Here is a 23493-nt window from a genome sequence, read left to right as displayed (position 1 = left end):
CGCGTTGAATACAAAATTTTTGCAAAACCCTCGATATAATTACGAGGCCCAACCAGGGCACACGGAAAGGACGCCCGGCGGGAATACAAAAGGACAGTTTTTGACGATAAATCAATGCGTTACTTGCGGGAATACGGTTTGGCCTCCAATCCCCGGACATTATGGATTAATTTTTTTCTCAGGGAAAAATCAAATTCTGCCGAGAATACAAGGGAACAGCGAAGGACTCCCAGCATGTATCAGGGACCCAGCATCTATGGATATACCAACTACCGCCTCTTCCTTGCGGACTACTATCAGTTTCGCAAGGACAGCAAACGCGGCTATAGTTTTCGCCAGTTTTCCCAGGCCGCCGGCTTCAGCGCCCCGAATGTTTTGAAACTGGTGATCGATGGTCAGCGCAATATCAGTGGTCCGTCCATGGAAAAATTCATTCAGGCTTTGGGTCTGACCGGAGGCCCGGCGGAATATTTCCGCTGTCTGGTCGCCATGAACCAGGCGGACAGTGATGAGGAACGTGCGGCTTTTTACGAGAAGTTAAAGCGTCTCATGCCTTCCTCAAGGCGCTATGAGCTGGATTCGGATGCCGTGGAGTATCTGAGTCATTGGATTTATCCTGTGATCCGCGAGATGGCCCTTCTCAATGGTTTCCGTGATGATCCCTATTGGATTCAGCGGCGCCTGAACGGTCGCATCGAACTGAAAGAGATCGTGGCGGCTCTGAATTTTCTCAAGAAGAAAGGCTTCATCCAGAAGCGCCCCGACGGGCAGTTCGAGGTGAAGGATGATATCGTCATTACCAGTGATGAAGTGAAAAGCCTTGCGATCCGCACCTTTCATCGACGGATCCTGGAGCAGGCGATCGAAGCCCTGGAGGATCTGCCGCTCGATCAGCGGGAATATGGGGCCCTGATTTTTCAGTTGCCGGAAACCGCCCTTCCGGAATTGAAGGCCCGGCTCAAGAGTTTTCGCAAGGAACTCCATCAGTGGGCGCTCGAACAGAATCAACCCACCCAGGAAAAGGCTGTGGTGCAGCTCAACCTGCAAATGTTTCCTCAGACCAAGGGGTCCGACACATGAAGCGCGTTCTTCCCATTGCTCTTGGCCTTCTTCTTTGCCACTGCGGAACCGAAGTGGGCAACGGCGTGGCACCTGAGGAAAAGGTCACCCAAGGCAGCACCACGGGGAACGGCGCACCGACTTCAGCCCCGGAGGCTGCTGAGGACAGCGCTACAAATTACATTCTTTCGACTTCATTCATCGCCGCCTGCGCGTCACCTTTTGCGGAGACGATCGAAGGCACATTCATGAACAGTACGAACACCACAGGATTTAAGGTCACTCCTGAAACGGACGGCCGCAAAACGGTGACCCGTCTCGACGGCTCCACCATCTTTGTGATCACGCCGGCACCAACGGTCGGCACTTATGCCATCCAGGCCTTGCCTATGGCCCCACAGGTGACTTGCAGCGAGGTCAAAACGGAGACTTTGGCTGACGCAAGTCTGCAACGCAGCGTAACTCTTGATAACGGCACGCAGCTGGTCTGGACCCTGGTGGGCGGCAAGGTGATCAGCATGAAACTGACCACTTCAACGGCGGCGGAGGAAAGCTGGAACCGGCGTTAAACCCTCGACTTTTCATGGACAGGGCGGGGAATCTGGGCTAGGATGCGACCAACGGACAAGCAATGCTATTTTGTCGCACATAAATGATCTTTGAAAAGCCACATTTTCCTTCGTTCAGCCTCGGATAAAGGGTATCGCCATGCAGATAGACCAGGATAAGCTGATCGCCAGAGTACGCAAAGCCATCGACGTCATTAAACAGGGCGGGATGGTGATTATGGTCGATGATGAAGACCGCGAGAACGAAGGAGACCTGGTTTTAGCCGCCGAATGTGTTACACCCCGCAATATCAACTTCATGGCCAAGGAAGCCCGAGGTCTGATCTGCCTCACGTTGGAACCGCGCATCGTGGATCATCTGAAACTGCCGATGATGGCCGATGGCAGCAAGCGTTTCCCCGATCAGGGCACAGCCTTTACCGTCAGCATTGAAGCCCGCGAGGGTGTTTCCACCGGCATATCTGCTGCGGATCGCGCGCACACCATTAAAGTCGCCATTGATGATCGCTGCAGCCCCGGTGATATCGTTGTCCCCGGTCATATCTTTCCCTTGCGAGCCCGTCCGGGTGGAGTCCTCGAACGTGCCGGTCACACGGAAGGTTCCGTGGATCTTGCCCGACTTTCAGGCCTGAAAGGCGCCGGCGTCATCTGCGAGATCATGAACGATGATGGCACCATGGCCCGCATGCCGGATCTCGAAATCTTCGCCGAAAAACATAAACTCCCGATCGTCGCGATTGCCGATTTGATTCAGTATCGCCTGATGCACGAATCGATGGTTGAAGAAGTCGCTCGCGAAACCATCCGCACCATCGGCGGCAACTGTGAAGCCGTGCTGTATCGCAACACGGTCGATGGACTGGAGCACCTGGCTCTGATCAAGGGCAAGGATTTTGAAAACAGTGTGGTCGACGTGCGCGTGCATAGCCAGCACCATCTGCTCGATGTCTTTGCCGATCGCAAAACAGGGTCAGGTTTCCGCCTGCAGCATGGTTTGGATCTCCTGGCTCAGCAGGACAAGGCGGCCCTGATCTATCTTAATCATCCCCAGACCTCGTGGCAGGATGAGCTGAAGCAGATGGCCGCGGATTATCAGAACACCGCCGATGACGGGACCAGCACCCGCAAGATGGATCTTCGTTTGCATGGAACCGGAGCGCAGATCATTCGCGCCCTGGGCATCAAGCGGCTGCGGGCTCACACGAGTTCCCCCATGGTGCTCAAAGGCCTGTCGGGTTTTGGTCTGGAAATCGTCGAGAACTCCATCATTCATAAGTCGGTTTAAGGAAGGAACCTGGTCATGAATCTTCGTCATCTCATCGTCGCGGCCCGCTTCAATGAACTCATCACCAAATCCCTGGTCGAATCCGCCCTGTCGGTCTACCAGGAACAGGGCCTCGCCGATACGGTCGATGTCGTCTGGGTTCCAGGCGCCTTTGAAATTCCCGTGGCCGCAGCCAGGGCCGCCCGCAGCAAGCGCTATGCAAGCATCGTCTGCCTGGGCGCGGTCATCCGAGGCGAGACGCCACACTTTGAATATGTCGCCGGACCCTGTGCGTCCGGTCTGATGAATATCGGGATTGAAACCGGGATCCCGACGATTTTCGGTGTCCTGACCACCAATACGGTCGAGCAGGCTCTGAATCGGGCGGGATTGAAACTTGGCAACAAGGGCGCCGAGGCGGCCCTGACGGCCATCACCATGGTAAAAACGCTCAAACAATTTGATTGATACGGAGTCTTCCGGTGCAACGTGAACACCACCCCAATGCACAATCACGGGAATGGGCTGTCCAGTTCCTGTATCAGTGCGAAATCGAAAAGCTGTTCTTCTTTTCAGCCAACCACTTCGATCGCTTTGCCAGCGATTTTGGAGTCGAGCGGGAACACACGGCTTACTTCCGCCGGCTGGTCGAGGGGATTTTTGATAACCTGAGCGTGCTCAATGAAAAGATTGAAGCCGTCTCGGAAAATTGGACTCTCGCCCGCATGCCGGTCATTGATCGCTGCGTGCTGCGTCTCGCGGCCTATGAACTTCTGTTCACGGACACGCCGAAAAAAGTCGTGATCAATGAGGCCATTGAATTGGCCAAAAAATACAGCACCGAGAATTCCGGTGCGTTTGTGAACGGCATTCTGGATAAACTCGCCCAAAAGTAACCGGTCCTGCAATTTCTGCCTGGTCTTTTCATGAAACCCAGCTGTTAAAATGAAGATAAGACTTGCAGGAAGGATTCCCGGTGTTCCGCGATTGGAGCAGACTCAAAAATACCGTGCTCAAGAGCGCGGAATTGTTTATTCCCGATCATTCGGACAAAGACGAACGATCGGAATATATTCGTTCCGTCGTCATCCTCTTCTGCGGATCGGCGATCGCCTTCAGTTATTTGCCTCTCTATTATTTCTGGTCCCACCCCATTTCCCGTTACGGGATGGCGGGCGCCTCCTTAATGCTACTCTCCTTTATCACCTGTCTTTACTGGACCCGCCGCGGGCATATCGTGATCGCCAATTTTCAGGCTATCATGACCTCATTTATCAACCTGCTTCTGTCGGGGATCGCGTTCGGCAAGGCGATGAATTTTCATCTTTACCTGCCGCTTCTCGCCTGTGGCGTCATCATCATCCATCCCAAGCGCTATCGCTGGCTGGCCGTGGTTTACGGCGTGATCGGCTGTGTTCTGCTCATCGGCATGGAACTCTATTTACCGGATCGGCCCATCGTGGGACCGGCGTTGGACAGGACCTTTACCAACATTTTCACGATGCAGGTCCTCATCAGCACCTATGCGACCGTCATGGTTTTTATCGGCTGGTTTCTCATTCATTCCGAACGGATCGCCTCGGCCCTCGCTCAGGAAAAGGCGCGTTCTGAGGCATTGCTCTTGAACATACTGCCTGGCAGCATCGCCCAGCGCCTGATGGACAGCAATGAGGAGATTGCCGACGGCTTTGAATCGGTCACGGTGCTCTTTGCGGATATTGTCAACTTTTCAGATATTTCCCATCGGCTGGCACCCCGGGAGCTGGTGAATTATCTCAACGAAATTTTCACAAAGTTTGATCAGCTGACCCACGAGCATGGACTCGAAAAGATCAAAACGATCGGTGATGCCTATATGGTGGCAGGCGGCATTCCCCATGCGCGGCCTGACCATGCCGAGGCAGTGATGAATCTGGCGATCGCCATGCTCACCTACATCGAAAAATCCGTAACGCCAACCGGCGGCCCTCTGATGATACGCATCGGCATCAACTCGGGTCCGGTGATCGCCGGCGTCATTGGGCTGAAAAAATTTATCTATGATCTCTGGGGTGATACGGTGAATCTGGCCAGTCGCATGGAAAGCCACGGCCTCGTCAACCAGATTCAGATTTCGGATGCCACCTATCAACTCATCAAAGGCAAATTTCCTCTGATCGAGCGTGGTTCCATTTCCCTGAAAGGGGTGGGTCACACGCGGACCTGGCTTTATAGGCTTCCTTCATCAGAAGAGTCCAAGGGGCTTCCTCAGGTCAGCTAGCCTGCTTTGAAAAACCCAGGTGGTCGGCCTGGGCTGCATCCATTAATCCAAAACACGATTCAAAAATTCGCGACTCGATGGACTGCTGAGGTCAATCGCATACGAAATGCTGGAAACCTGACCGGCTCCCCCTTGACGAACATCAACCGCCACCATCATGCCCACCACTTCGGTATTCATCAGAATGGGACCACCGGAATCCCCCTGGGCGGTTGCCACGTACTGGCCCTTCTGCAGGCCCGGCCTGGTCCTGGCCACGCCCACAACACTCAGAATGCCGTCACCGCAACCCTTGATGGAATTCTGACCATAACGCTTGGCGCCTGTGGTGGTGCCCGAGGCATGCGAGGCCATTCCCGCGACATTTTGATCCGAACCATAACCGACCAGGATCACCGCATCGTTCTCGCGCGGAGCATGGCGACTGAGACGCAGGGTGTCCAGCGCGGTGCCGGCTGGAAACTCAACCACAGCGATATCGTAGGGGTTCGCCAGCTGTCCCTGTCCACGCTCAAAGTCGTCGTGCACATAATAACGAAGGGCCTTCGCGGCTCGGTCTGCGGACGTTTCATTTCCTCCGGACACGAGATACAGATCAGGCTGCTCCGGTGCCAGATCCTTCACACAATGGGCTGCAGTCAAAACCTGATATTCATTAACGAAGAAGCCGGTGCAAAAGCGCGAATTGTTCTCGCTCTTCGTCATAAGCTGAACAACTGCGGGAAAAGCCGCACTGTCAATCTCAATGGCATTCGTCAGTTTCAATGAGCTGGGATCGTCCGCTCGATCGCAAGCTGTCACGTGGAATGTGCAGACGAGAGCCAAAGTCAGACTTTGCAGCATTTTGCCAACTCGATTGCGCATGGAATCTCCCTTCGTGAAATCAAGTGAATCTGCGATGAACATAGTCTCAAAGCAGGTGTCTGTAAACGAGAATACTTGCCGGCTGGCCAGGATAAAAAATAAATCCTTGACTGAACTTAGGCTGATCCCCACGTTTCTCATGGCACGAAGCATGCACTGCGCACGAAAGAAGTCTGCACGGAGGGAGTCCCAGCCTATGTTAAAAAAAATACGCCAACGCCCCATCATTCACGGTTTGTTTGGTTCGTTCATCCTGCTCATCCCTGCGTTTCTCCTCATGTGTGATCGCGACACGGATGAAGTCAGCTCAGCCTTGCGCATGGTGAACGGAAGCATTCCTGGGGCGGATCATCCGGCTTCCTCGAGTGCTGTGGCCCTTGTGGATAAAAATTCTCAGGATCATTTCTGTTCAGGAACCGTGGTGGCTGAGAACCTGATTGTCACCGCGGCCCACTGTGTCTTTGATAAAAGGCCTCAGGACTTTCAGATCCTGTTCGGACTCGAAACCAAAAAGGACTCAGCCGTTCGCCGGGACCCGGAAGCGCTGGAGACCTTCAAGAAGTTTCAGAAATTTGAATCGAACTTTGACATCGCCTGGGTGCGTTTTGCAGGTGGGCTGCCCCCAGGTTACCGTCCGGTGGAAATCTGGCATCAACCGGATGCTCTAACGCCGCAGACGCCTCTCACAATCGCCGGCTATGGACGGACGGCTTCCCAGTGTCCCTTCGATGATCCCACCTGTCAGGGTGGAAAACTTCTTTATGTCGACACCCATGTGCGGGAGTTCGTCAACCACGGGCGTCTCTTCAATCTTATCGTCATCGGCCCACGTCCGGATCATGGTCCCTGCTTTGGTGATTCGGGTGGCCCGGCTTACGTTCAACGCAATGGGCAATGGTATCTGGCTGGTGACTTCATGGGCTGGGATCGCATTCTTGTGCCTGAACAGCTGGAGACGATCTGTGATACCGGAGAGGCCATCTATAATTTCGTCGGCGACTTTGTGGAATGGATGGAAAACAGCTCCGGGGTTCAGTTGACCTATGATGCCTCCGTCAATCCCAGGCTGCCGGTCGGTGAGCTGGAAACCCTGTCCGACGAACCCACAGACTTTCAAGGCTGGTGCCTCTACAACAACCACGAGGACCCATCCTGGTTCACCGTGCAGCGTCTGATCCGCATTGTCAGCGACTATCGCATTCAGAGCGGGGATGTCGCCGGCGCGCGGGAAATTTTTGAAAGCTGCGAAATCGCCGAAGTCTGGCTGCGAAAAATGTTGACGGAACAACGCAAGCTCGATATCGGTGGATTTGATCCTTCGACCTTTATTGATAGCGCGCGTCTTGAGGATATCAGGCCCTTGCGCGTGCTCGCCGACATGGGCGTCGAGGAAATCACGCTTTCCGATCATGCGATTCAGGATCTCAGCCCCCTGGAGGCATTCAGCGGCCTGAAGCGTCTCACGATCATCGACAACGTGGTGGCCGAGCGTCAGCCACGTCGTGCGGCCACGCCCTTGCACCTGGCCGCCTTTCCGCTGCTGGAGCATCTGCGCCTGCAGAATCCAGGCGCGCCGCTGGATTTCAGCGGTTTGAGCCGCCTGAAGAATTTGAAGGTTTTGGATCTGGCTTACCTTGATCTGCCCGTTCTTCCCGACTTCACCAACGTGAAGCTGCAGGAGCTGCGGCTGGATACTTTGAAAATGCAGGAGGCCATCGACCTTGCGCCGCTGACTCAGGTGCAGACCCTGTTTCTGAATCGGGTGGCCTTAAGGAATTTCCCGGAACGGTGGAGCGAATTGGAATCGCTGGATCTTCTGGAAGTGACAGGCCTAACGGCACTGCCGGGCGACGCGCCACGCATGAAACGGATTTTTGTGTACGATTCGGACCTTCAGGGTGATGTGAAAGCAGGCAACTGGCCGGTCGTGGAGGAGGCCTCGATTTTTGCCAACGCCGCTCTCACAGGTGTCACGCTGCCTTTCCCCCTTCCGAAGACTCATTATCTGGAGATTGCCGACAACTCGAAAATGAATGAGATCACTCTGCCGACACTGCCCAGCCTGGAAAACCTGTCGTTGTCCAACAACGCGCTCACGACTCTGCCGGATCTTTCGCAGCTGACCGAGCTGACCCGGCTGAACCTTGAAAACAATCAACTCGAATCGATTCAAGGTCTCGCCGGATTGCCGGGTCTTGAATATCTGGATCTCAGCGACAACCCCTTGAGCAATCTGGAAGGTCTGGCGGATCTGCCAGCTTTGAAGCGCATCGTTTTGCAGAATGGCAAAGGCGGAGGCCTCAAAAATCTGCAGGGCATGCGCAATCTGCCCAGTCTGATTGAAATCAACCTGACCCGAAATTCACTCACCAGTGTTCAGGATCTTTTGCCCTTCACCTCGCTCAAGGTCGTGATTCTGAATGACAACCTCATTGAGGATATCGCGCCCCTCAAGGCTCTGCCGAAGCTTGAGTATCTCGAGGTTATCAACAATCCGCTCAAGGAACAGGTCTGTCCCATACCCAACAAACCCACGGCCTGTCGTTTCGAATGGTTGAACTTTTCGCAGAATGGACCCATTATTTTCCCGAACTCGGCACGGGCTCAAGGTACGGAGGAACCCGTATCCGTCCGTTGAATCGGGTCAGGAGGTCGTGGATGGAAGAACCGGTGAATGTGCAGTGTCCCTGGTGTGGCGAAGTCTTTGTGACGTTCTTTGATCTATCCTCCGGTTCGACCAACTACATTGAAGACTGCCAGGTCTGCTGCCGTCCCATCATGCTGGTCTATCGGATCGGACGCACGGGGCAGGTGAAAGTGCAGGCCCTGCGCAGCTGAGGAAGGGAGACGTGATGAGCTCCTGGGCGGAAAACATCAAACTCTGGCTCAGCGAGGAGAATGTCAGCGGCACTCGCAAAGTTCTGCAGATGACCGTTTTGATTCTCGGTGGAATTCTGGCGATGGGACTCGGGATACTCCTCGTCGGCGTCATCCTGATCGCCAGTCCCCTTCTCACCGTACTGATCCTGATCTTCCTTTCCATCTATGGCATCGTGAGCGCGCTCAGACGTTGACTCACAAACTATCCAGAGCGCGACTGATGGCCTCGGCCTTCGCATCGATCTCCGTGCAATCGAGCGTCCCGTTTTTCAGGATGGCATCCGGATCCTTCAGCATGTGACCGGTCAGAACCAGAACCACATCCTCATCCGCACTGATCACAGCCTTTTTCACCAGTTTTCTGACGCCTGCCAGCGTCGCCGCACTCGCCGGTTCACAGCCGATACCGGCATGATCGATGGCAAGTTTCGCGGCCATGATTTCCGCATCGGTGACGTCGGTCACGACTCCGTTGGTGCTGAGAATCGCCTTCACGGCACGCGGATAATTCACAGGATGGCCGATGCGAATGGCGGTGGCAACGGTCTCTGCGGTGATGGGTTCCAGACTGGCGAAGTCCCGGCTGTAGCTGCGGAAGAAGGGATTGGCTCCTTCGGCCTGAATGGTGGCCAGCCGCGGTTTCTTTTGAATCCAGCCCCAGGCATAAGCCTCGTCAATCGCCTTGCCGAACGCACTGGTATTGCCGAGGTTGCCACCCGGCACCACGATCCAGTCGGGCGCCTCCCAGTTGCGATCCTGCAGCATTTCCCAAATGATCGTCTTTTGCCCTTCGATGCGATGCGGATTGAGGGAATTCACCATATAAACACGGCCCGCGGCGGCGAGGTCCCGCACGATCTGCATCGCATCATCGAAATCACCACGAATCGCCAGGCCTTTGGCGCCATAACCCAGAGTCTGGGCCATCTTTCCCTGACTGACTTTTCCAGCCGGCAGAAAAACGATGGCCTTCAGTCCCGCGCGGGCGGCATAGGCGGCCAGCGAGGAGCTGGTATTCCCCGTCGAAGCGCAGGCCACCACCGGCATGCCGAGGCGTTTGGCCATCGAAACCGCCGCGGTCATGCCACGATCCTTGAAGGAGCCGCTGGGATTTTCGCCCTCATGCTTTAAACTGAGGCGGCTGTGGCCGGCCCACTGATTCAGAGCCGCACTTTGATAAATGGGCGTCTGCCCTTCAGGCTGCGTGACAATCATGGATTCCGGCAGCGGCAGCACCGCTTCACGAAAACGCCAGACCCCACTGCGATCAAAGGGTTTGCGCGAGGTCAAGCGCTGCTCAGCCAGCTCCGGGAGTTTTCGCAAAGCGGGATCGTCATGCTTGACTTCCAGAAGTCCACCGCAATCACAGGCATAACGCAGATCAAGCCAATCATAAGTCTTCGGGCATTGAAGACAGGCAAAGCGGGCCTGGCTCATAAGATGCTGGCTCCTTGTAAATTGGGTTCAGCGATATGAACAAGAGTCTGAGCTCCAAATATCTCCTGAACGGCATCGCCCACGCGGCGCGCTGTGGCCTCGTCGGCGCTCAGGGCAAAGCAGGTGGGTCCGCTGCCACTGATGGAAAAACCATAGGCGCCTGCGTTCATGGCCACGGCTTTGGCCTGAAAAAATCCCGGAATGAGATTGCCACGGGCAGGCTCGGCAAACGGATCCTTCAAACCAAAGCCGATCTGTTCCCGATCCCCAAGAGCCAGGGCGAGGGCCAGCGTCGTACAATGCGCCATCTGCCTTGTCCAGCGCGAAGTATCCAGCTGTTGCGGCAGAACCTTACGGGCCTCCCGGGTCTGAATATGAAGAGGAGGAGTGGTCAGGGTGATCCAGAATTTGGCCTGAAGCGGTACCGGATAAATACGGAGATCACCCACATCCTGCACCAGCGTCAGACCGCCCAGTAAACAGGGTGCGATGTTATCGAGATGCGGCCCGGCCACATGCGTCTCAGCCGCCAGCGCCGCCTTCAAAATCAAATCCTTGCGTTCCAGCACGCCCGCGAGTTTCGCGGCCGCCAGCGCGCCGGCCACACTCGAAGCGGCACTGGAACCCAGGCCACCGGCCAGAGGCAGGGCGCGTTCCAGGGTCACATGAAAACGTTTGGGCGTGATGCCAAGACTCAAATAAAGTGCTTCCGCCGCAAGGGTCACCGTATTCTTCTCCGGCTCCAAAGGCACGAGGCGCGCATCACGTCCCTGCACCCCAATGCTATAGTGCCCAGATTCTTCAAACACAAACGTATCACCCAGGCCGGATACGGCAAGACCGAGAACATCAAACCCTGAGGCTACGTTTCCGATCGTGGCTGGTGCAAAAACGCGAAATTCACTCATGACCGTCCTCCCCGTTCCTGGCTGCTGGCTATGGTTATAATGTCATTCAAAACGCCGGCTGCAGTGACTTCCGCACCCGCACCGGGACCGGTCACAATCAAAGGGTTATTGGCATAACGCTGGGTTTTCAGCGTCACCTGATTGTCCGTACCGCGCAGACGTCCGAAGGGACTGTTCTGATCCAGCTCCTCGATACCGACGCTGACCTGTTCGCGGCTGATGCGTGCGACAAAACGCAGAACGGCGGAACGGGACTGCGCGGCCCGGATGCGTTCATTGTAAGCCTGATCAAGCTGCTTGAGATTTTTCAAAAAGACCTCGGGATCATCATGACTGCAGGACGCCGGAAACAGGCCTTCGAGTTTGATGTCATCGAGGTTCAGGGTTAAACCAATGGTGCGGGCCAGGATCAGGGCCTTGCGCGCCACATCAAGGCCGGACAGATCATCCCGCGGGTCGGGTTCCGTGTAACCCAATTCATAGGCCGTTCGCACAGCCTGAGAAAAGGGCATGCCGTCCTCCATCTGGGTCATGAGGTAGCCCAATGTTCCCGACAGACAGCCGAGGATTTCCAGCACCTCATCGCCCGCGACTTCCAGCTTGTCGATGGTGTCGAGAACGGGAAGGCCGGCTCCCACCGTGGCCTCATAACGAAGTGAAAGATTTTTTTCCGCCGCGATATCCCGCAGCTCCTTGTATTCAGGGTAAGGGATGGCCAGCGGTTTTTTATTGGCCAGCACCACATGAAAGCCGGACAGCAGAGCCTTTTTCAATACTGGCGCTGTCTCGGTTGCGGTCAGATCAATAAAAATTTTCCGATCCCAGGCCCCGTGCCAGAGGTCCTCAAGACTGGAGCTGGCACCCGCGGGACAGAGTTTTTTCTTCTGCCCCTTGTTCTGCAAAAACTCCTCCAACTCCGCCGCGGAAAAGCCCTTGTCGCAAACGAGCAGTCCCGAACGATCCGCGGCGGCGATAATCGGCACCCGCAGTTTGAGTTTCTGATCGAGATAATCCTTCTGCTCCTGCAGCTGACGCACCAGCACCTGACCGATTTGCCCAAGACCAAAAATCGCCAGACGAATTTCGCTGGGATCGCGAATCAGAACCGGCCGGATCTTTTCAAGACCGTATTCATGATGCAGAGCGCGCAGCGCACGGGCCGCCTGATGCTGTTCAATCACCACGGAAATATTCAGCTCGGATGAACCCTGGGCGATGGCGATGATGTTGATGCTCTGTTTGGCGATGCAGGAAAAGGCGCGCGCGGCAATGCCTGGCGTTCCGCTCATGCCAAGGCCCACCACCGCGAGCACCGCGATATTGGGGGTCAGCTTGATTTCATCCACCAGATGCCGGTCGATTTCATAGCGAAAGCTGCTTTCCAAAAGCTTGCGGGCCAGCTCCCCCTGCTCGCCCGGAACAACAAAACAAATGCTGGCTTCGCTGGACGCCTGGGTGATCAGACAGATGGAAATATTTTCCTGAGCCAGAATTCCAAAGACCCGCGAGGCCATGCCGGGCACACCCATCATGCCCTTGCCTTCCACGGCAATCATCGCCTGCTTGTCGATGTAGCTCAGGGCCTTGACCGGATAGGAGCCGGACGCGACATCGCCGGCGATGCGGGTGCCTGGCTTATCAGGAAGAAAGGTATTTTTCACAATCAAAGGAATTTTCCGGGCCACGAGCGGAATGATGGCCCGGGGATGCAGAACCTTCGCCCCATAATAGGCGAGTTCGGTGGCCTCCCGATAATGCAGCTCCGGCAGGATCCGGGCCTCAAACACATGCCGCGGATCCGCGGTCATCAGACCATCCACTTCCTTGTAAAGATAAACCGCGTCCGCTTCCAGATAGGAGCCGAGCAGCGTGGCGGAATAATCGGATCCACCACGACCCAGGATCATGACCTCGCCTTCCGGTCCTTCTCCAAAAAAACCAGGGACGATGACGATGGAACCGCGGGTCAAAGCTGTTTTAAGATGTTCCTGCACGGCTTTCTGCGAGGCCGCATCATCCGGTGTGTACTCGCTCTTCTCGCGCGTGAGCTTGATGAGTTCGGTCGAATCGATGCGCTCCACCTTTTGTCCGCGCGCTTTGAGAGCCTCGGTCACCACGAGAGCCATCAGCCGTTCCCCGTAGACTACGGTTTTGGACAGGGTTTTGGCCGTCTGTTCACGCAGGATGGCGAGACTTTCGCAGATGCGGGCAATTTCATCGAGCAGCGTTTTGACAGTCGCCCAGACGCGATCCTGCTCCGCTCCGGCCGGGATCAGCCCCTGCACGAGCAGGCGATGCCGATCGGAAATTTGTTGCAGAAGCGTGGCTTCCTCATCACGCCTATTCTGCACGGCACCGTAATAGAGCTTGTAGAGGTTATCGGTCACGCCACTGCTGGCGGAAACCACGGTGCAAAGACCTTCCCGGTGATTTTCAATGATGCCAAGCACCTTCTGCAATGATTCCGGACTGGCAAGCGATGTGCCACCAAACTTGAAAACCTGAAACCCCATAGTTGCGTTACCTCGCACTGGACACCATCGATTCGACCTGGGAATATCATGTCCTGTGATACGGTCTTTGGGAAGGGACTTCAAGACTTCTGCGGTTCGGTAAGCCGGGCGACGGTAAAAAATGTAGCCCGGACAAGGCATCCGGGCCTGAAGCGCGGAAGATTATGCAGGATCAGGGGACAAAAACCCGCTCGCTGCGAGGGATTCGTCTGAGCCAGGCCGGATTGGTTTTCTCGAAGAACGCGGCAAGCCCGGCCTGGCCCATGCTGCTGGCCCTGGTGCGGGCGATGGCGGCGACGGTTTCAGGGCCCTGGGCCCATGAACGGGCTTCCACCGTTTGATAAAGGGTTTTGCAGGCTGCCTGCGCTTCCGGGCTCGCATTCAAAATCAGACCGAGCTCATCCTGCAGCCAGGTTTCCACAGTGTCGGCCGACACCACAGCCTGCACAAGACCGGCAGATAAAGCGTCCTCAGCACTGAAAACACGCGCCGTCAGCATCAATCGTTTCAGCGTGCCGGGTTCCATTCTGCGGCCAAGATAGGGCAGAATTACGGCCGGCATCAGACCGATCTTCACCTCACTCAGGCAAAAACGGGCGCTATCAAGAGCCACAGCATAGTCACAGGCAGCGATCAAGCCGACCGCACCTCCAAACGCAGCCCCCTTGGCCACGGCAATGGTGGGCACCCGCAGGTTCGCCAGAGCTTCAAACATGGCCGACAGTTTCTCGGCCTCCTGGACATTGCCGGCGTAATCGAGCTGCGCGGCCTCTTTCATCCAGCGCAGATCCGCGCCGGCGGAAAAGTGTTTGCCGCTGCCCTGCAAAAGAAGAGCCCGCACGGTGGCATCGGCCTGCACGGAGTCGAGCAGTTGTTTCAGCTGGACCAGCAGCTCGCCACTGAAGGAGTTGGCGGCCTCCTGTCGATTGATGATCAGGGTCGCGACGCGGTCCTCGGTGACGGTGCCTTCATTATTTTCGAGTGGGGTATAATGCAGATAAGCTGCCAATTCGCTTGCCATGATCCCTCCGATTGCCCGTTAACAGTTGCACGCATACAACTACAACGGTTTCAACCTGTCAAGATCATCCCGGCGGGTGGGAAACGGGTCATCAAAGACGCTGGATCAACTGCTTTGCCTGTGTGGAGACGCTGATCCCGGTTCCATTCAATATTCCGCGCAGACGCCCGCGGCTATCGAGCACATAGAAATGCCCGGCATGTACGAAATCACGGCCATTGGCCACGGGTCTCTGCATCACCTGACTCACCAGCGTATCCTTGATCAAGGAGTAAACGGCCGAGCCTCGCAGGAAATACCAATTTCTTTGATTCACCCCATGCGCGGTCGCAAAGGTTTTCAAACGTTCCGGTGTATCGAACTCAGGATCCACAGTAAACACTACATACTGCACGTCCTGAGCCGCCGTTTCGCGCGCGACTTTTTTCAGTTCCTGGATAACAAAAGGACAAAAGCCGCTGCAGGATGTGAACATGAAAGCCAGCACGGTCGTGCGGCCTCGAAACAAATCCCCGTGTCGCTTTTCGCCGTTTTGATCAACCCATTCCGCTTCCGGCATCTGGACGATGGCGCTGGATTCATCCCAGGTCGGATTCAAGGTATGCTGCGTAAAGAACGGAACATCCTTCCCGGCCTCGTTCACCTGATCGATCAGGGTCCCGCGACTCCGGGCTTTTGCATCCGTGGCTGATTCCTGATTGTGACAACCAAAGGCCAGAGCCAAGATTAAAGCTGCTTTTTGCGCTTGCAAAACGGTTCTCCCATAATCCCGACTTTTTCGCCGTTCTGATAAACGTAGTTATGAAAGGGCTTGCCATCAAAGGTCCAGGTTTTGTGGGCAAGCTCCTGATCCAGCCGATAAAGATTGTATTCCAGCACCTGGCCTTCCGGACCCCAGGCCCATTGCTCGCCATCGGCCAGACCATTCACATAGAAGCGCCAGGTCCTGATGCGTCCTGTTTCATGCCAGCTCTGGCTGACACCGTGATACAGACCCTGGCGGAAACCCTGCTCGCGTTCCCGTTGACCGTTGGGATACCACGTGATTAACCAGCCATGCTGCTGACCATGCCGATAGGTGGCCAGCAGCGCGGGCTGCAAATTATCGTGAAAGCCGATGACCACCCCTGTCCAGGGCTTTCCTTGCCAGTGACGTTCCAGGCCCACGGCCGTAAGATCAGGATGTCCTTCCCTCACGACGAAGCAGGAAAGACCCCAGAGGACCAGCAGCGGTATGAGCAGCCAGAGGCTCTTCCTTAACATCAGTTACAGCCCGTGCATGTGCCGATGGTTCCAGCATAAACGCCCGTGGTGACGAAATATGCGGAATCGGTTCCGTTGGTTTGCAGGTTCACATGATAATGATAAACCGGCGTCGAGGGGCTATCAACCGTTACACCCGTATGCCCGCCCGCAGAGTCCAGAGTGGGTGTCGTACCATCGCTATCGAGGCGGCCGTAGATGGGAAGACCATCACGCATAACGCCCACGAACGCGGAATCTGACTGAGTGATCGAGGTGGGTTCCGTATGGTAATGATAATTCCCTGTGTTTTGAGGATGTCCTTCACATTTGTCAAAAGTTTCCGCTTCAGCATAGATATCATCGCCGGGAGCCGCAAAGTTGCCGAAAATGCTGACTCCAGAAATGGCCACACCGATCGTGGCCCCTGTCATCGTCGTCGTCGAAGCGGCCTTGGCTCCTGTCATGGGCACAGTGACTTTAATGGTCTGGGCTGCGATCTTATTGGGATTGGTCTTACGTCCCGAGGCTGAGAATGCTTCGTAACAGGCATCGGTTGTTGCGTAGTACTGGGATGTGGTATCAGGACGGCTATCCGTGGAAATCACAACATTCGAACCGGATTTGGTCAAGGTCACCAGACAGGAGAATTTCAGCCAGTAACCTGACAAACCTTGAGCGGTCCGTGATTCTTCGCATGAGCTCGTATCACGGGTGAGCACCGCGCAGCCGTAACTATTCTTGGTCCCCTCTGTGGTATTGGCGGTCAGTGTGCAGGAATTCGTGTCTGTATCGGTATCCGTATCAGTATCGGTATCGGTATCGGTCCCGGTACCCTTTTTCGCGGTGCTTGCCGCATCGTCATCTTTGCCGTCCGAACAGCTGATGAGCAGTTTGGCCGAAAACAGAAGAAAGCCGGAAACGAAGAGAGGAACGAAATAATTGGATCGACGCATGGACCTGTCCCTTTAAAAAAGAAAAACCGCAATGAAGGTCATTCGGAACTTCGTGGAACAGCTTGATGGGAAGAATTTGCCGGGTTGACCCTTGACAAGATTTCGACTGAATTTAATGTTCTGAATGAATCCTGAACCACGTCAGGAGAAAGGAGGACATGCGTATGACAAACTTACCAAACATGTGGCGTGAATTGGATCGACCCTTTGCATCGCTGGGCGCATGGCGTCCTTTGCTAAGACAGCTCGACGATGTGATGAACGAAATGGTTTCCGGTCTTCCGGTGTCTACGGAAAACAGGACATTTCTTCCTTCCGTTGATATCGAGGAAACCGATGATCATATTGTCATGAGCTTTGATATGCCAGGACTTGGCAAGGACAATATCGACATTGAAATCCAGGGTCAGCAGCTGATGGTTTCTGGTGAACGCAAGCAGGAACGCAGGAACGGTGAAGGTCGTTCCCGCTTCTCGGAACGGCGCTACGGCAGGTTCGAACGAGTGGTCACACTGCCAGCGGGTGTCAAGACTGATGAAGTCGAGGCTCAGTACGAAAACGGTGTTCTCACTGTGGCCATACCAAAGTCCGCTGAGGCCAAACGGCATAAAATCAAGATCGGCGAGAGCCGCAGTGGCCTTTTAGGCAAGCTCGTCGGTTTGGGCTCGAAAAAAGATAAGGAAACGATCGACGTCAAGTCGAGTCATGAGAGCCAGCCGATGCAAAGCACGGCCGCTCATTGATCTGCCTGCTCAAGGTCCAGAACCACCATCCCGCCATGGGGTGGTGGTTTTTTGTTCCCGTTTTTTTATCCGGTAAAAATGCAAAGAGCGCATCCCATAACAGGATGCGCTCTCGCGATGCAATAAACAATACACTTCACTCTGTCTGTTTAATGCTCCCCTTAGCAGCCGGGGAATCTCTTCACTCCTTCTGCTATATGCTAGTGCCTTTTACAGAACCGCATTTTCGAGAGTCGCGCTACTCTTCAGTAGACATCTTCTCTCACCACCAACATAAATCCCTCAGAAAATTTGTCAAGACCGAGTCTCATAACATTTTTTTCAAGACACCGCAGTATATGGGACAGAAGGCAGAAAGCCCTGCCCGATAATCTGTGTGGGATTCAGACGGCCATCTGCAGATTCCGCGTAAGCAAGGGTCTGGATCGTCTGGACGATCTCGGCTGAGCTTGCTGTGACCGGAAGTATTGCATGGGGTCGCAGCCATGTTCCTTCCATGGCTACGCTGGGCAGAGTTCCCAACAGAAGCGTGGTTTTCTGGGAAATGATCTGCATGGCCTCACGGTTGCCCACCGCCTCCAGCTCTTCAGCCATTGGCTCATCCACGATCACGACATCCGGAGTCATCAGCAAAGGATGCCTGAAGCCTAGCGCAGAAGGAATCAGCACCAGAGGGTAGTGGTGTTCCTCCAGAGTCCTTCCCACCATGAGAGCCAGGCGTGTGTCACGACAGGCCACGAGGCACGTCGGGCCGCGGCTGTTGATCTTGTAGCTGACATTCGGAGTTGATCTTGCATAACGCTTTTTCATGTTCCACCCCTTCCTTTGCATCGGGACAGGGTTCTTATCGTCTTACAATATTCCTCATAGCGGGTCTGTCAAGGCGCGTCCCATGGCCCAGGATTGACTTGAAAAGGGAACGCATTACGCTGATGAGGTCGGAAGCAAGGAGGACGCCATGGAATTGGAAATCAAACAGAAAGGACGCGGCAGGGTCAGAAAATCTGATGAATTCCTGAATATCGTGCGCGGCTTTGATGACCTTGTTTTTGTGACCCACGATAATCCTGACCCCGATGGAGTGGCCTGCGGTTGGGCTTTGGGCGAACTCGTGCGCAGAAAGCTGGGAAAAAACTATCGTCTGGTGGCCCGCGGCACGGTGCTTCGTGCCGAAAATCAGCAGCTCCTCAAACTCCTGCATCCCCCTTTGGAATTGGTGGAGGATCTGGCCTTTTCCCCTGCGACGCTTGCGGTGTTGATCGACTGTCGACCGGAAGCCCTCAATCATCTTCCTTTGGATCATGCGACCATCGCTGTCATTGATCATCACAGGGGATCGCAGCCGCGTTCATCCTCTCCCATCTTCTCAGATTTACGCACACAGGTGGCCGCGTCGGCGTCGATTGCCGCCTGCTACTGGCGCGAGCATGAGCTGCCCCTTCCTCCTGAGCTGGCCACGGCCCTGGCCTATGCCATCCGCTCGGAATGTGGAGGCGGATCTGTGACGTTTTCGACTCTTGATCGCCGCATGTTCAATTGGGTTTCGCGTTATGCGCAAGCTGATGTTCTCACCGAAATAGAAGAGGCGCCCCTGCCCCGAGCCTATTTCCGTGATCTCACGCATGCCCTGCAGAGCACCCGGCTGGTTCAGGGCATGGCGTTTTGCATGCTGCCATCGGTGGCCGCGCCGGAAACTGTAGGCGAGGTCGCCGATCTTCTGATCCGCTGTCAGGGTATCGAAGCCGCGCTTTGCGCCGGACGCAATGGAGAAAAGATTCTTCTGTCGAGTCGCACGCACCGCGAATCGAGGAAGGACGCCTCCCATTTGGTGCACAAGGTGGTCGAAGGCCTGGGACACAGTGGTGGCCATGAGCATCGGGCCGGTGGTTTGATTCCCCTGCATCATGGCGATCATCAGGACGACCAGCTCGCTTCTGACATTCAAAAACGCTGGTTTCTGGCCTGTGGCGTGGCCGGTGAATCCGAGGAATCCCTGGTGGAAGCCACGGCTTCCATGCCTTCCTCCCCGCATCCAGGAGGGTCCCGCGCTCCTGCTCATGGCCGCGATGTGCCCTTCAAGCAAAAGGCCATGAACCTTCTTTTGCATGAGGCCGATTTGATCGCCGCGCAGAGCGACGCGAAGGCGGTCTTTATCCTCTCCGATCCCGAGGCGTTTCCGACTCCCTGGGACTGCATTCAACCCAGCCATCGGCGCATTTTCTATGGCATCAAGGAATCCTGTCCGGCTGTGACACCGACACTGCGTCCGGATGTAACCGTCATCCGGATTCCCAATGTTCCTCTGACGCGCATGAACCAGGTAAAGCTTGTGGTCTTTCTCGCCCTGGCACGCCGGCTCATTGCGGTCGGCGATGTGGTGGTCTGCCTTGCCGGGGCAGGGGATGGCTCCGAGCTGGATACGCTGTTCGTTGCGCGCGTGGGACATGAAACGGAAATGTTCTCCTATCTGCCTTGTGACAAGGCCATGGGCTTTGCGATTCGCCCCGAGGTGATTGCCCGGGTCGTGGACCTGGCCATCGAGTTGGGCGTGGAAGGGCGTGAGGGCAAACCCGTGGGGGCCCTGTTTGTGCTTGGTGATGCGCCGCATGTCATGAGAAAGTCGCGTCCCCTGATTTTAAATCCGTTCTTTGGCTATAAGGAGGAGCAGCGCAACATACTCGATCCGCACCTTGAAGAAACCGTCAAAGAACTATCGACCATCGATGGGGCTTTTATCGTGCGTGAGGATGGGGTGATTGAAAGCTGTGGGGTCTTTTTGAAAGTGTCCGGACGCAGCATGGAGCTGCCGTCCGGTCTTGGTTCCAGACATCATGTGGCAGCTGGCATTACCGCCACCACCGATTCGATCGCCATCACGGTCAGTGAATCGACGGGGACGGTGACCATTTTCCGTCGCGGGAAAATCCTCACTGTCATGGAGAAACCGCGGCGTCTCTCCTGTGTCGTGCGGACCCTTCCCGAAACGGGTCTGCAGGCTTAAATATCGAACTTGATACCCTGGGCCAGCGGCAGCTGCCGTCCATAGTTAATGGTATTGGTCTGCCGGCGCATATAAGCCTTCCAGGCATCCGAGCCTGACTCGCGACCGCCACCGGTTTCCTTTTCCCCGCCGAAGGCTCCGCCGATTTCCGCACCGGAGGTTCCGATGTTGACGTTGGCAATGCCGCAGTCCGAACCGTTGGCCGAGAGGAAGGTTTCCGCCTCACGCAGATTCAAGGTGAAGATCGAGGAGCTGAGGCCCTGCTTCACATTGTTCTGGATGGCAATGGCCTCTTCCACATCACCGCTGTACTTCAGAAGATAAAGAATCGGTGCAAAGGTCTCCTCCTGCACCATATGCATGTCGGGTTTGGCTTCGACAATTGCTGGTTTCACATAGCAGCCCGAAGCATAGTCACCGCCGCTGAGCACCTCACCGCCATGGAGCAGCGTCGCGCCTTCCTTCTTCACCTTGTCCAGTGCGGACTGCATCATCTCAACCGCCTGACGATCAATCAAGGGACCCACATGGTTTTTCTCGTCCAAAGGCGAGCCGATCCTCAGACCGCTATAGGCCTTGACCAGCATTGTCTTGACCTGATCATAAATCGATTCATGAATGATCAGACGGCGCGTCGTCGTACAGCGCTGTCCGCAGGTTCCGACCGCACCGAAGACGACCGCGGGAGCCGCGATTTTCAAATCCGCATCCGGAGTCAGGATAATGGCGTTATTCCCGCCGAGTTCCAGAATGCTGCGACCAAGGCGGGCACCCACGACCGCTCCCACGCGCTTGCCCATGCGGGTTGAACCCGTCGCGGAGATCAGCGGAATGCGGGTGTCGGCAATCATGGGTTCACCGATTTCAGCCACATCACCCACGATCAGACTCATCACGCCTTCAGGCACCTTGTTGGCCACCAGAACATCGCGCAGGATATTGAAGCAGGCGATGGCCGAGAGCGGTGTTTTTTCGGAAGGCTTCCAGATGGAAACATCACCACACACGGCGGCGATCATCGAGTTCCAGGACCACACGGCGACCGGGAAATTAAAGGCGGAAATGATGCCGACCAGACCCACCGGATGCCACTGCTCATACATGCGATGGTTGGGACGTTCCGAATGCATGGTGAGGCCATGCAGCTGGCGGGAAAGACCGACGGCGAAATCGCAGATATCGATCATCTCCTGCACTTCACCGAGGCCTTCCTGCAGCGACTTGCCCATTTCATAGGCCACGAGCTTGCCGAGCGGGGCCTTGAACTGACGAAGCTTATCCCCCATCTGCCGGACGATTTCCCCGCGCTGCGGCGCCGGCATCTGACGCCATTTCAAAGCTGCGGCTTCGGCTGTTTTGATGACCTTTTCGTAATCCTGACGATCGGCCTTGTAAACGTTGCCAATGAGCTGGCCATCGACCGGAGAATAGGATTCAAAATGACCCTTTTGTTTGGAACCAAACCATTCCGTTCCTGTGGTGGCAGCCGCGTTTTCCTTGCTGATGCCGAGATCCTTTAGAAATTGCAAATCAAGACTCATGAGACCCCTCTTTATTTTTTTCCTGCATGCGAATCAGTGTATAAATTCGACGTTCCCAGCCATCGGATTCAATCTTGAGTATGTGTGTGGCCGGCAGCGTTTCGCCGGGCCCACCCTGCTCGGGCCATTCCACGAACAGCCCGCGATACGGCCGGGCATCAAGCACGCCCAGCTCCTGAAGGGAGAAATTTTCATCCGCCCGATAGAGATCAAGATGCGCATACCAGTCGTTTCCGATCTGATATTCATTCATGATGGTATAGGTGGGGGAAACAACCGGCGTCCTGGGAGAAAGACCCTGTTCATAAAGGTAGGCGCGCACGAAACTGGTTTTGCCTGCACCCATCTCGCCCTGCAGCCACAGCACAAAGGTGGGCCAGGATGCGAGTTCACGCTGCACCGCGTTCAGGAGGGCCTTCTCACCCTCGGCATGGCTCTGACGCAAAAGTTCCTGGGCCATGGTCCTGCCTTAGCCGCCGATGTAAGGGCGGTATTGAGGATCATTGAGCAAGGCCTTCATCTCACGCACGGCCTGGGGCAGGCCCACAAAAACCGCGCGGGCCACGATCGCGTGACCGATATTGGCTTCCTCAAGATGGGGAACATGCTGCATCCACTGCGCGTTGCCATAGTTGAGACCATGGCCCACATGCACCTGTAGACCCTGATCATGGGCGACGCGTGCCGCCTCCTGCAAGGGTTTAAGGAGCGCAACCTGTTCCGCTGTGGTTTTGGCTTCCTGCATTTTGCGGCAGTAATGTCCGCTATGAATCTCAATGGCCTGAGCCCCAAGTTTATGGGCCATGACCATGTCCTCCACCTCAGGTTCCACGAAGAGGGAAACCACAATACCGAGGTCGCGGAGGGCTTTGATTTGCTCACCAAGTTTTTTGGAGGCCTGATTGAGGTCCAATCCACCTTCGGTGGTCAGCTCCTGCCTTTTTTCCGGCACCAGCGTCACCGCATGCGGCCGGGTCTGGCCGGCGATGCGCACCATTTCATCGGTGGCGGCGATTTCAAAATTCAAAGGCACCTGAATCGTGCGCCTGAGAAGTTCCACGTCCGCGTCGCGAATATGCCGTCGATCCTCGCGCAGATGACAGGTGATGTTATCCGCGCCGCCGAGTTCGGCAAAGGCCGCGGCCTGCACCGGACTCGGATAGGTTTCCCCCCGCGCGTTGCGCAGGGTGGCGACATGGTCAATATTCACACCCAATCGAATCATGTTCCCAAGC

General features: G+C 55.6%; 23 protein-coding genes. 11 read left to right on the top strand and 12 right to left on the bottom strand.

The features are described from left to right. Positions 1-234: 234 nt before the first annotated feature. The 6 genes from OLTU_RS01700 to OLTU_RS01680 all read left to right on the top strand — a co-directional run bounded on the left by OLTU_RS01700 (position 235) and on the right by OLTU_RS01680 (position 5152). The gene (locus OLTU_RS01700; protein WP_176736251.1) at positions 235-1080 is read left to right on the top strand and encodes a TIGR02147 family protein; all 846 of its coding nucleotides are present in this window, start codon (positions 235-237) and stop codon (positions 1078-1080) included. Beyond that, positions 1077-1628 carry a hypothetical protein gene (locus OLTU_RS01695; RefSeq protein ID WP_141731029.1) on the top strand — a complete coding sequence of 184 codons (552 nt, stop codon included), beginning with the start codon at positions 1077-1079 and terminating at the stop codon, positions 1626-1628. Before OLTU_RS01700 ends, OLTU_RS01695 begins: the two co-directional genes overlap by 4 nt. Positions 1629-1767: 139 nt before the next feature. After that, entirely contained in the window at positions 1768-2913 is a 1146-nt protein-coding gene (ribB, locus tag OLTU_RS01690) for a 3,4-dihydroxy-2-butanone-4-phosphate synthase (RefSeq protein ID WP_176736250.1), read from the top strand. Positions 2914-2928: 15 nt separating this feature from the next. Then, positions 2929-3360, top strand: coding sequence for a 6,7-dimethyl-8-ribityllumazine synthase (ribH, locus tag OLTU_RS31725; RefSeq protein ID WP_176736249.1), 432 nt, complete (start codon positions 2929-2931; stop codon positions 3358-3360). Between the two features lie 14 nt (positions 3361-3374). Next, entirely contained in the window at positions 3375-3788 is a 414-nt protein-coding gene (nusB, locus tag OLTU_RS01685) for a transcription antitermination factor NusB (protein ID WP_141731028.1), read from the top strand. 80 nt (positions 3789-3868) lie between these two features. Then, positions 3869-5152 carry an adenylate/guanylate cyclase domain-containing protein gene (locus OLTU_RS01680; RefSeq protein ID WP_218109780.1) on the top strand — a complete coding sequence of 428 codons (1284 nt, stop codon included), beginning with the start codon at positions 3869-3871 and terminating at the stop codon, positions 5150-5152. 42 nt (positions 5153-5194) lie between these two features. Here OLTU_RS01680 and OLTU_RS01675 read toward each other — a convergent pair whose 3' ends face one another. After that, positions 5195-6016, bottom strand: coding sequence for a trypsin-like serine protease (locus tag OLTU_RS01675; RefSeq protein ID WP_176736248.1), 822 nt, complete (start codon positions 6014-6016; stop codon positions 5195-5197). A gap of 196 nt (positions 6017-6212) precedes the next feature. Between OLTU_RS01675 and OLTU_RS01670 the strand changes: the two genes are divergently transcribed. Genes OLTU_RS01670 through OLTU_RS01660 form a run of 3 tightly spaced genes read left to right on the top strand, consistent with a single transcriptional unit; the run spans position 6213 to position 9090 of the window. Beyond that, positions 6213-8654, top strand: a complete 2442-nt coding sequence (locus OLTU_RS01670; protein WP_176736247.1) for a leucine-rich repeat domain-containing protein — start codon at positions 6213-6215, stop codon at positions 8652-8654. Between the two features lie 20 nt (positions 8655-8674). Further along, entirely contained in the window at positions 8675-8854 is a 180-nt protein-coding gene (locus tag OLTU_RS01665; protein ID WP_141731025.1) for a CPXCG motif-containing cysteine-rich protein, read from the top strand. Between the two features lie 11 nt (positions 8855-8865). Further along, the gene (locus OLTU_RS01660) at positions 8866-9090 is read left to right on the top strand and encodes a hypothetical protein (protein ID WP_141731024.1); all 225 of its coding nucleotides are present in this window, start codon (positions 8866-8868) and stop codon (positions 9088-9090) included. A gap of 1 nt (position 9091) precedes the next feature. Here OLTU_RS01660 and thrC read toward each other — a convergent pair whose 3' ends face one another. The 7 genes from thrC to OLTU_RS01625 all read right to left on the bottom strand — a co-directional run bounded on the left by thrC (position 9092) and on the right by OLTU_RS01625 (position 16973). Beyond that, on the bottom strand, positions 9092-10333 hold the full coding sequence (thrC, locus tag OLTU_RS01655; RefSeq protein ID WP_141731023.1) for a threonine synthase: 1242 nt from the start codon (positions 10331-10333) through the stop codon (positions 9092-9094). After that, positions 10330-11241, bottom strand: a complete 912-nt coding sequence (locus OLTU_RS01650) for a homoserine kinase (protein ID WP_141731022.1) — start codon at positions 11239-11241, stop codon at positions 10330-10332. The genes thrC and OLTU_RS01650 overlap by 4 nt, the downstream gene beginning before the upstream one ends. After that, positions 11238-13754: a bifunctional aspartate kinase/homoserine dehydrogenase I gene (thrA, locus tag OLTU_RS01645; RefSeq protein WP_176736246.1), complete on the bottom strand. Its 2517-nt coding sequence runs from the start codon at positions 13752-13754 to the stop codon at positions 11238-11240. The genes OLTU_RS01650 and thrA overlap by 4 nt, the downstream gene beginning before the upstream one ends. Positions 13755-13926: 172 nt before the next feature. After that, the gene (locus OLTU_RS01640) at positions 13927-14775 is read right to left on the bottom strand and encodes an enoyl-CoA hydratase-related protein (protein WP_141731020.1); all 849 of its coding nucleotides are present in this window, start codon (positions 14773-14775) and stop codon (positions 13927-13929) included. Between the two features lie 91 nt (positions 14776-14866). Beyond that, the gene (locus tag OLTU_RS01635; RefSeq protein WP_141731019.1) at positions 14867-15526 is read right to left on the bottom strand and encodes an SCO family protein; all 660 of its coding nucleotides are present in this window, start codon (positions 15524-15526) and stop codon (positions 14867-14869) included. Further along, positions 15502-16038 carry a toxin-antitoxin system YwqK family antitoxin gene (locus tag OLTU_RS01630; RefSeq protein WP_141731018.1) on the bottom strand — a complete coding sequence of 179 codons (537 nt, stop codon included), beginning with the start codon at positions 16036-16038 and terminating at the stop codon, positions 15502-15504. The genes OLTU_RS01635 and OLTU_RS01630 overlap by 25 nt, the downstream gene beginning before the upstream one ends. Then, positions 16038-16973: a YHYH protein gene (locus OLTU_RS01625; protein ID WP_141731017.1), complete on the bottom strand. Its 936-nt coding sequence runs from the start codon at positions 16971-16973 to the stop codon at positions 16038-16040. The genes OLTU_RS01630 and OLTU_RS01625 overlap by 1 nt, the downstream gene beginning before the upstream one ends. Before the next feature lie 164 nt (positions 16974-17137). Between OLTU_RS01625 and OLTU_RS01620 the strand changes: the two genes are divergently transcribed. Further along, positions 17138-17716, top strand: coding sequence for an Hsp20/alpha crystallin family protein (locus OLTU_RS01620; protein ID WP_176736245.1), 579 nt, complete (start codon positions 17138-17140; stop codon positions 17714-17716). Positions 17717-18037: 321 nt separating this feature from the next. Here the strand turns inward: OLTU_RS01620 and OLTU_RS01615 are convergent, their stop codons facing one another. Then, entirely contained in the window at positions 18038-18526 is a 489-nt protein-coding gene (locus OLTU_RS01615) for a hypothetical protein (protein WP_141731015.1), read from the bottom strand. Positions 18527-18674: 148 nt separating this feature from the next. On the opposite strand from OLTU_RS01615, the gene OLTU_RS01610 reads away from it, so the two are divergent. Further along, the gene (locus OLTU_RS01610) at positions 18675-20717 is read left to right on the top strand and encodes a diadenylate cyclase (RefSeq protein ID WP_141731014.1); all 2043 of its coding nucleotides are present in this window, start codon (positions 18675-18677) and stop codon (positions 20715-20717) included. On the opposite strand, the gene amaB is transcribed toward OLTU_RS01610, so the two are convergent. Genes amaB through OLTU_RS01595 form a run of 3 tightly spaced genes read right to left on the bottom strand, consistent with a single transcriptional unit; the run spans position 20714 to position 23483 of the window. After that, entirely contained in the window at positions 20714-22258 is a 1545-nt protein-coding gene (gene amaB / locus OLTU_RS01605) for an L-piperidine-6-carboxylate dehydrogenase (protein ID WP_176736244.1), read from the bottom strand. The two genes, OLTU_RS01610 and amaB, sit on opposite strands and share 4 nt — an antisense overlap. After that, positions 22248-22718 (bottom strand): tRNA (adenosine(37)-N6)-threonylcarbamoyltransferase complex ATPase subunit type 1 TsaE, encoded by a 471-nt coding sequence (gene tsaE, locus OLTU_RS01600; RefSeq protein ID WP_141731013.1) that lies wholly within the window; start codon positions 22716-22718, stop codon positions 22248-22250. The genes amaB and tsaE overlap by 11 nt, the downstream gene beginning before the upstream one ends. 9 nt (positions 22719-22727) lie before the next feature. Then, positions 22728-23483, bottom strand: a complete 756-nt coding sequence (locus tag OLTU_RS01595; RefSeq protein WP_141731012.1) for a pyridoxine 5'-phosphate synthase — start codon at positions 23481-23483, stop codon at positions 22728-22730. Positions 23484-23493 lie beyond the last annotated feature (10 nt).

The organism is Oligoflexus tunisiensis (genome assembly GCF_001748245.1).
Classification (GTDB): domain Bacteria; phylum Bdellovibrionota_B; class Oligoflexia; order Oligoflexales; family Oligoflexaceae; genus Oligoflexus; species Oligoflexus tunisiensis.
The sequence above is the reverse complement of the archived record's forward strand: the minus strand, read 5'-3'. Positions and strand labels throughout refer to the sequence as shown.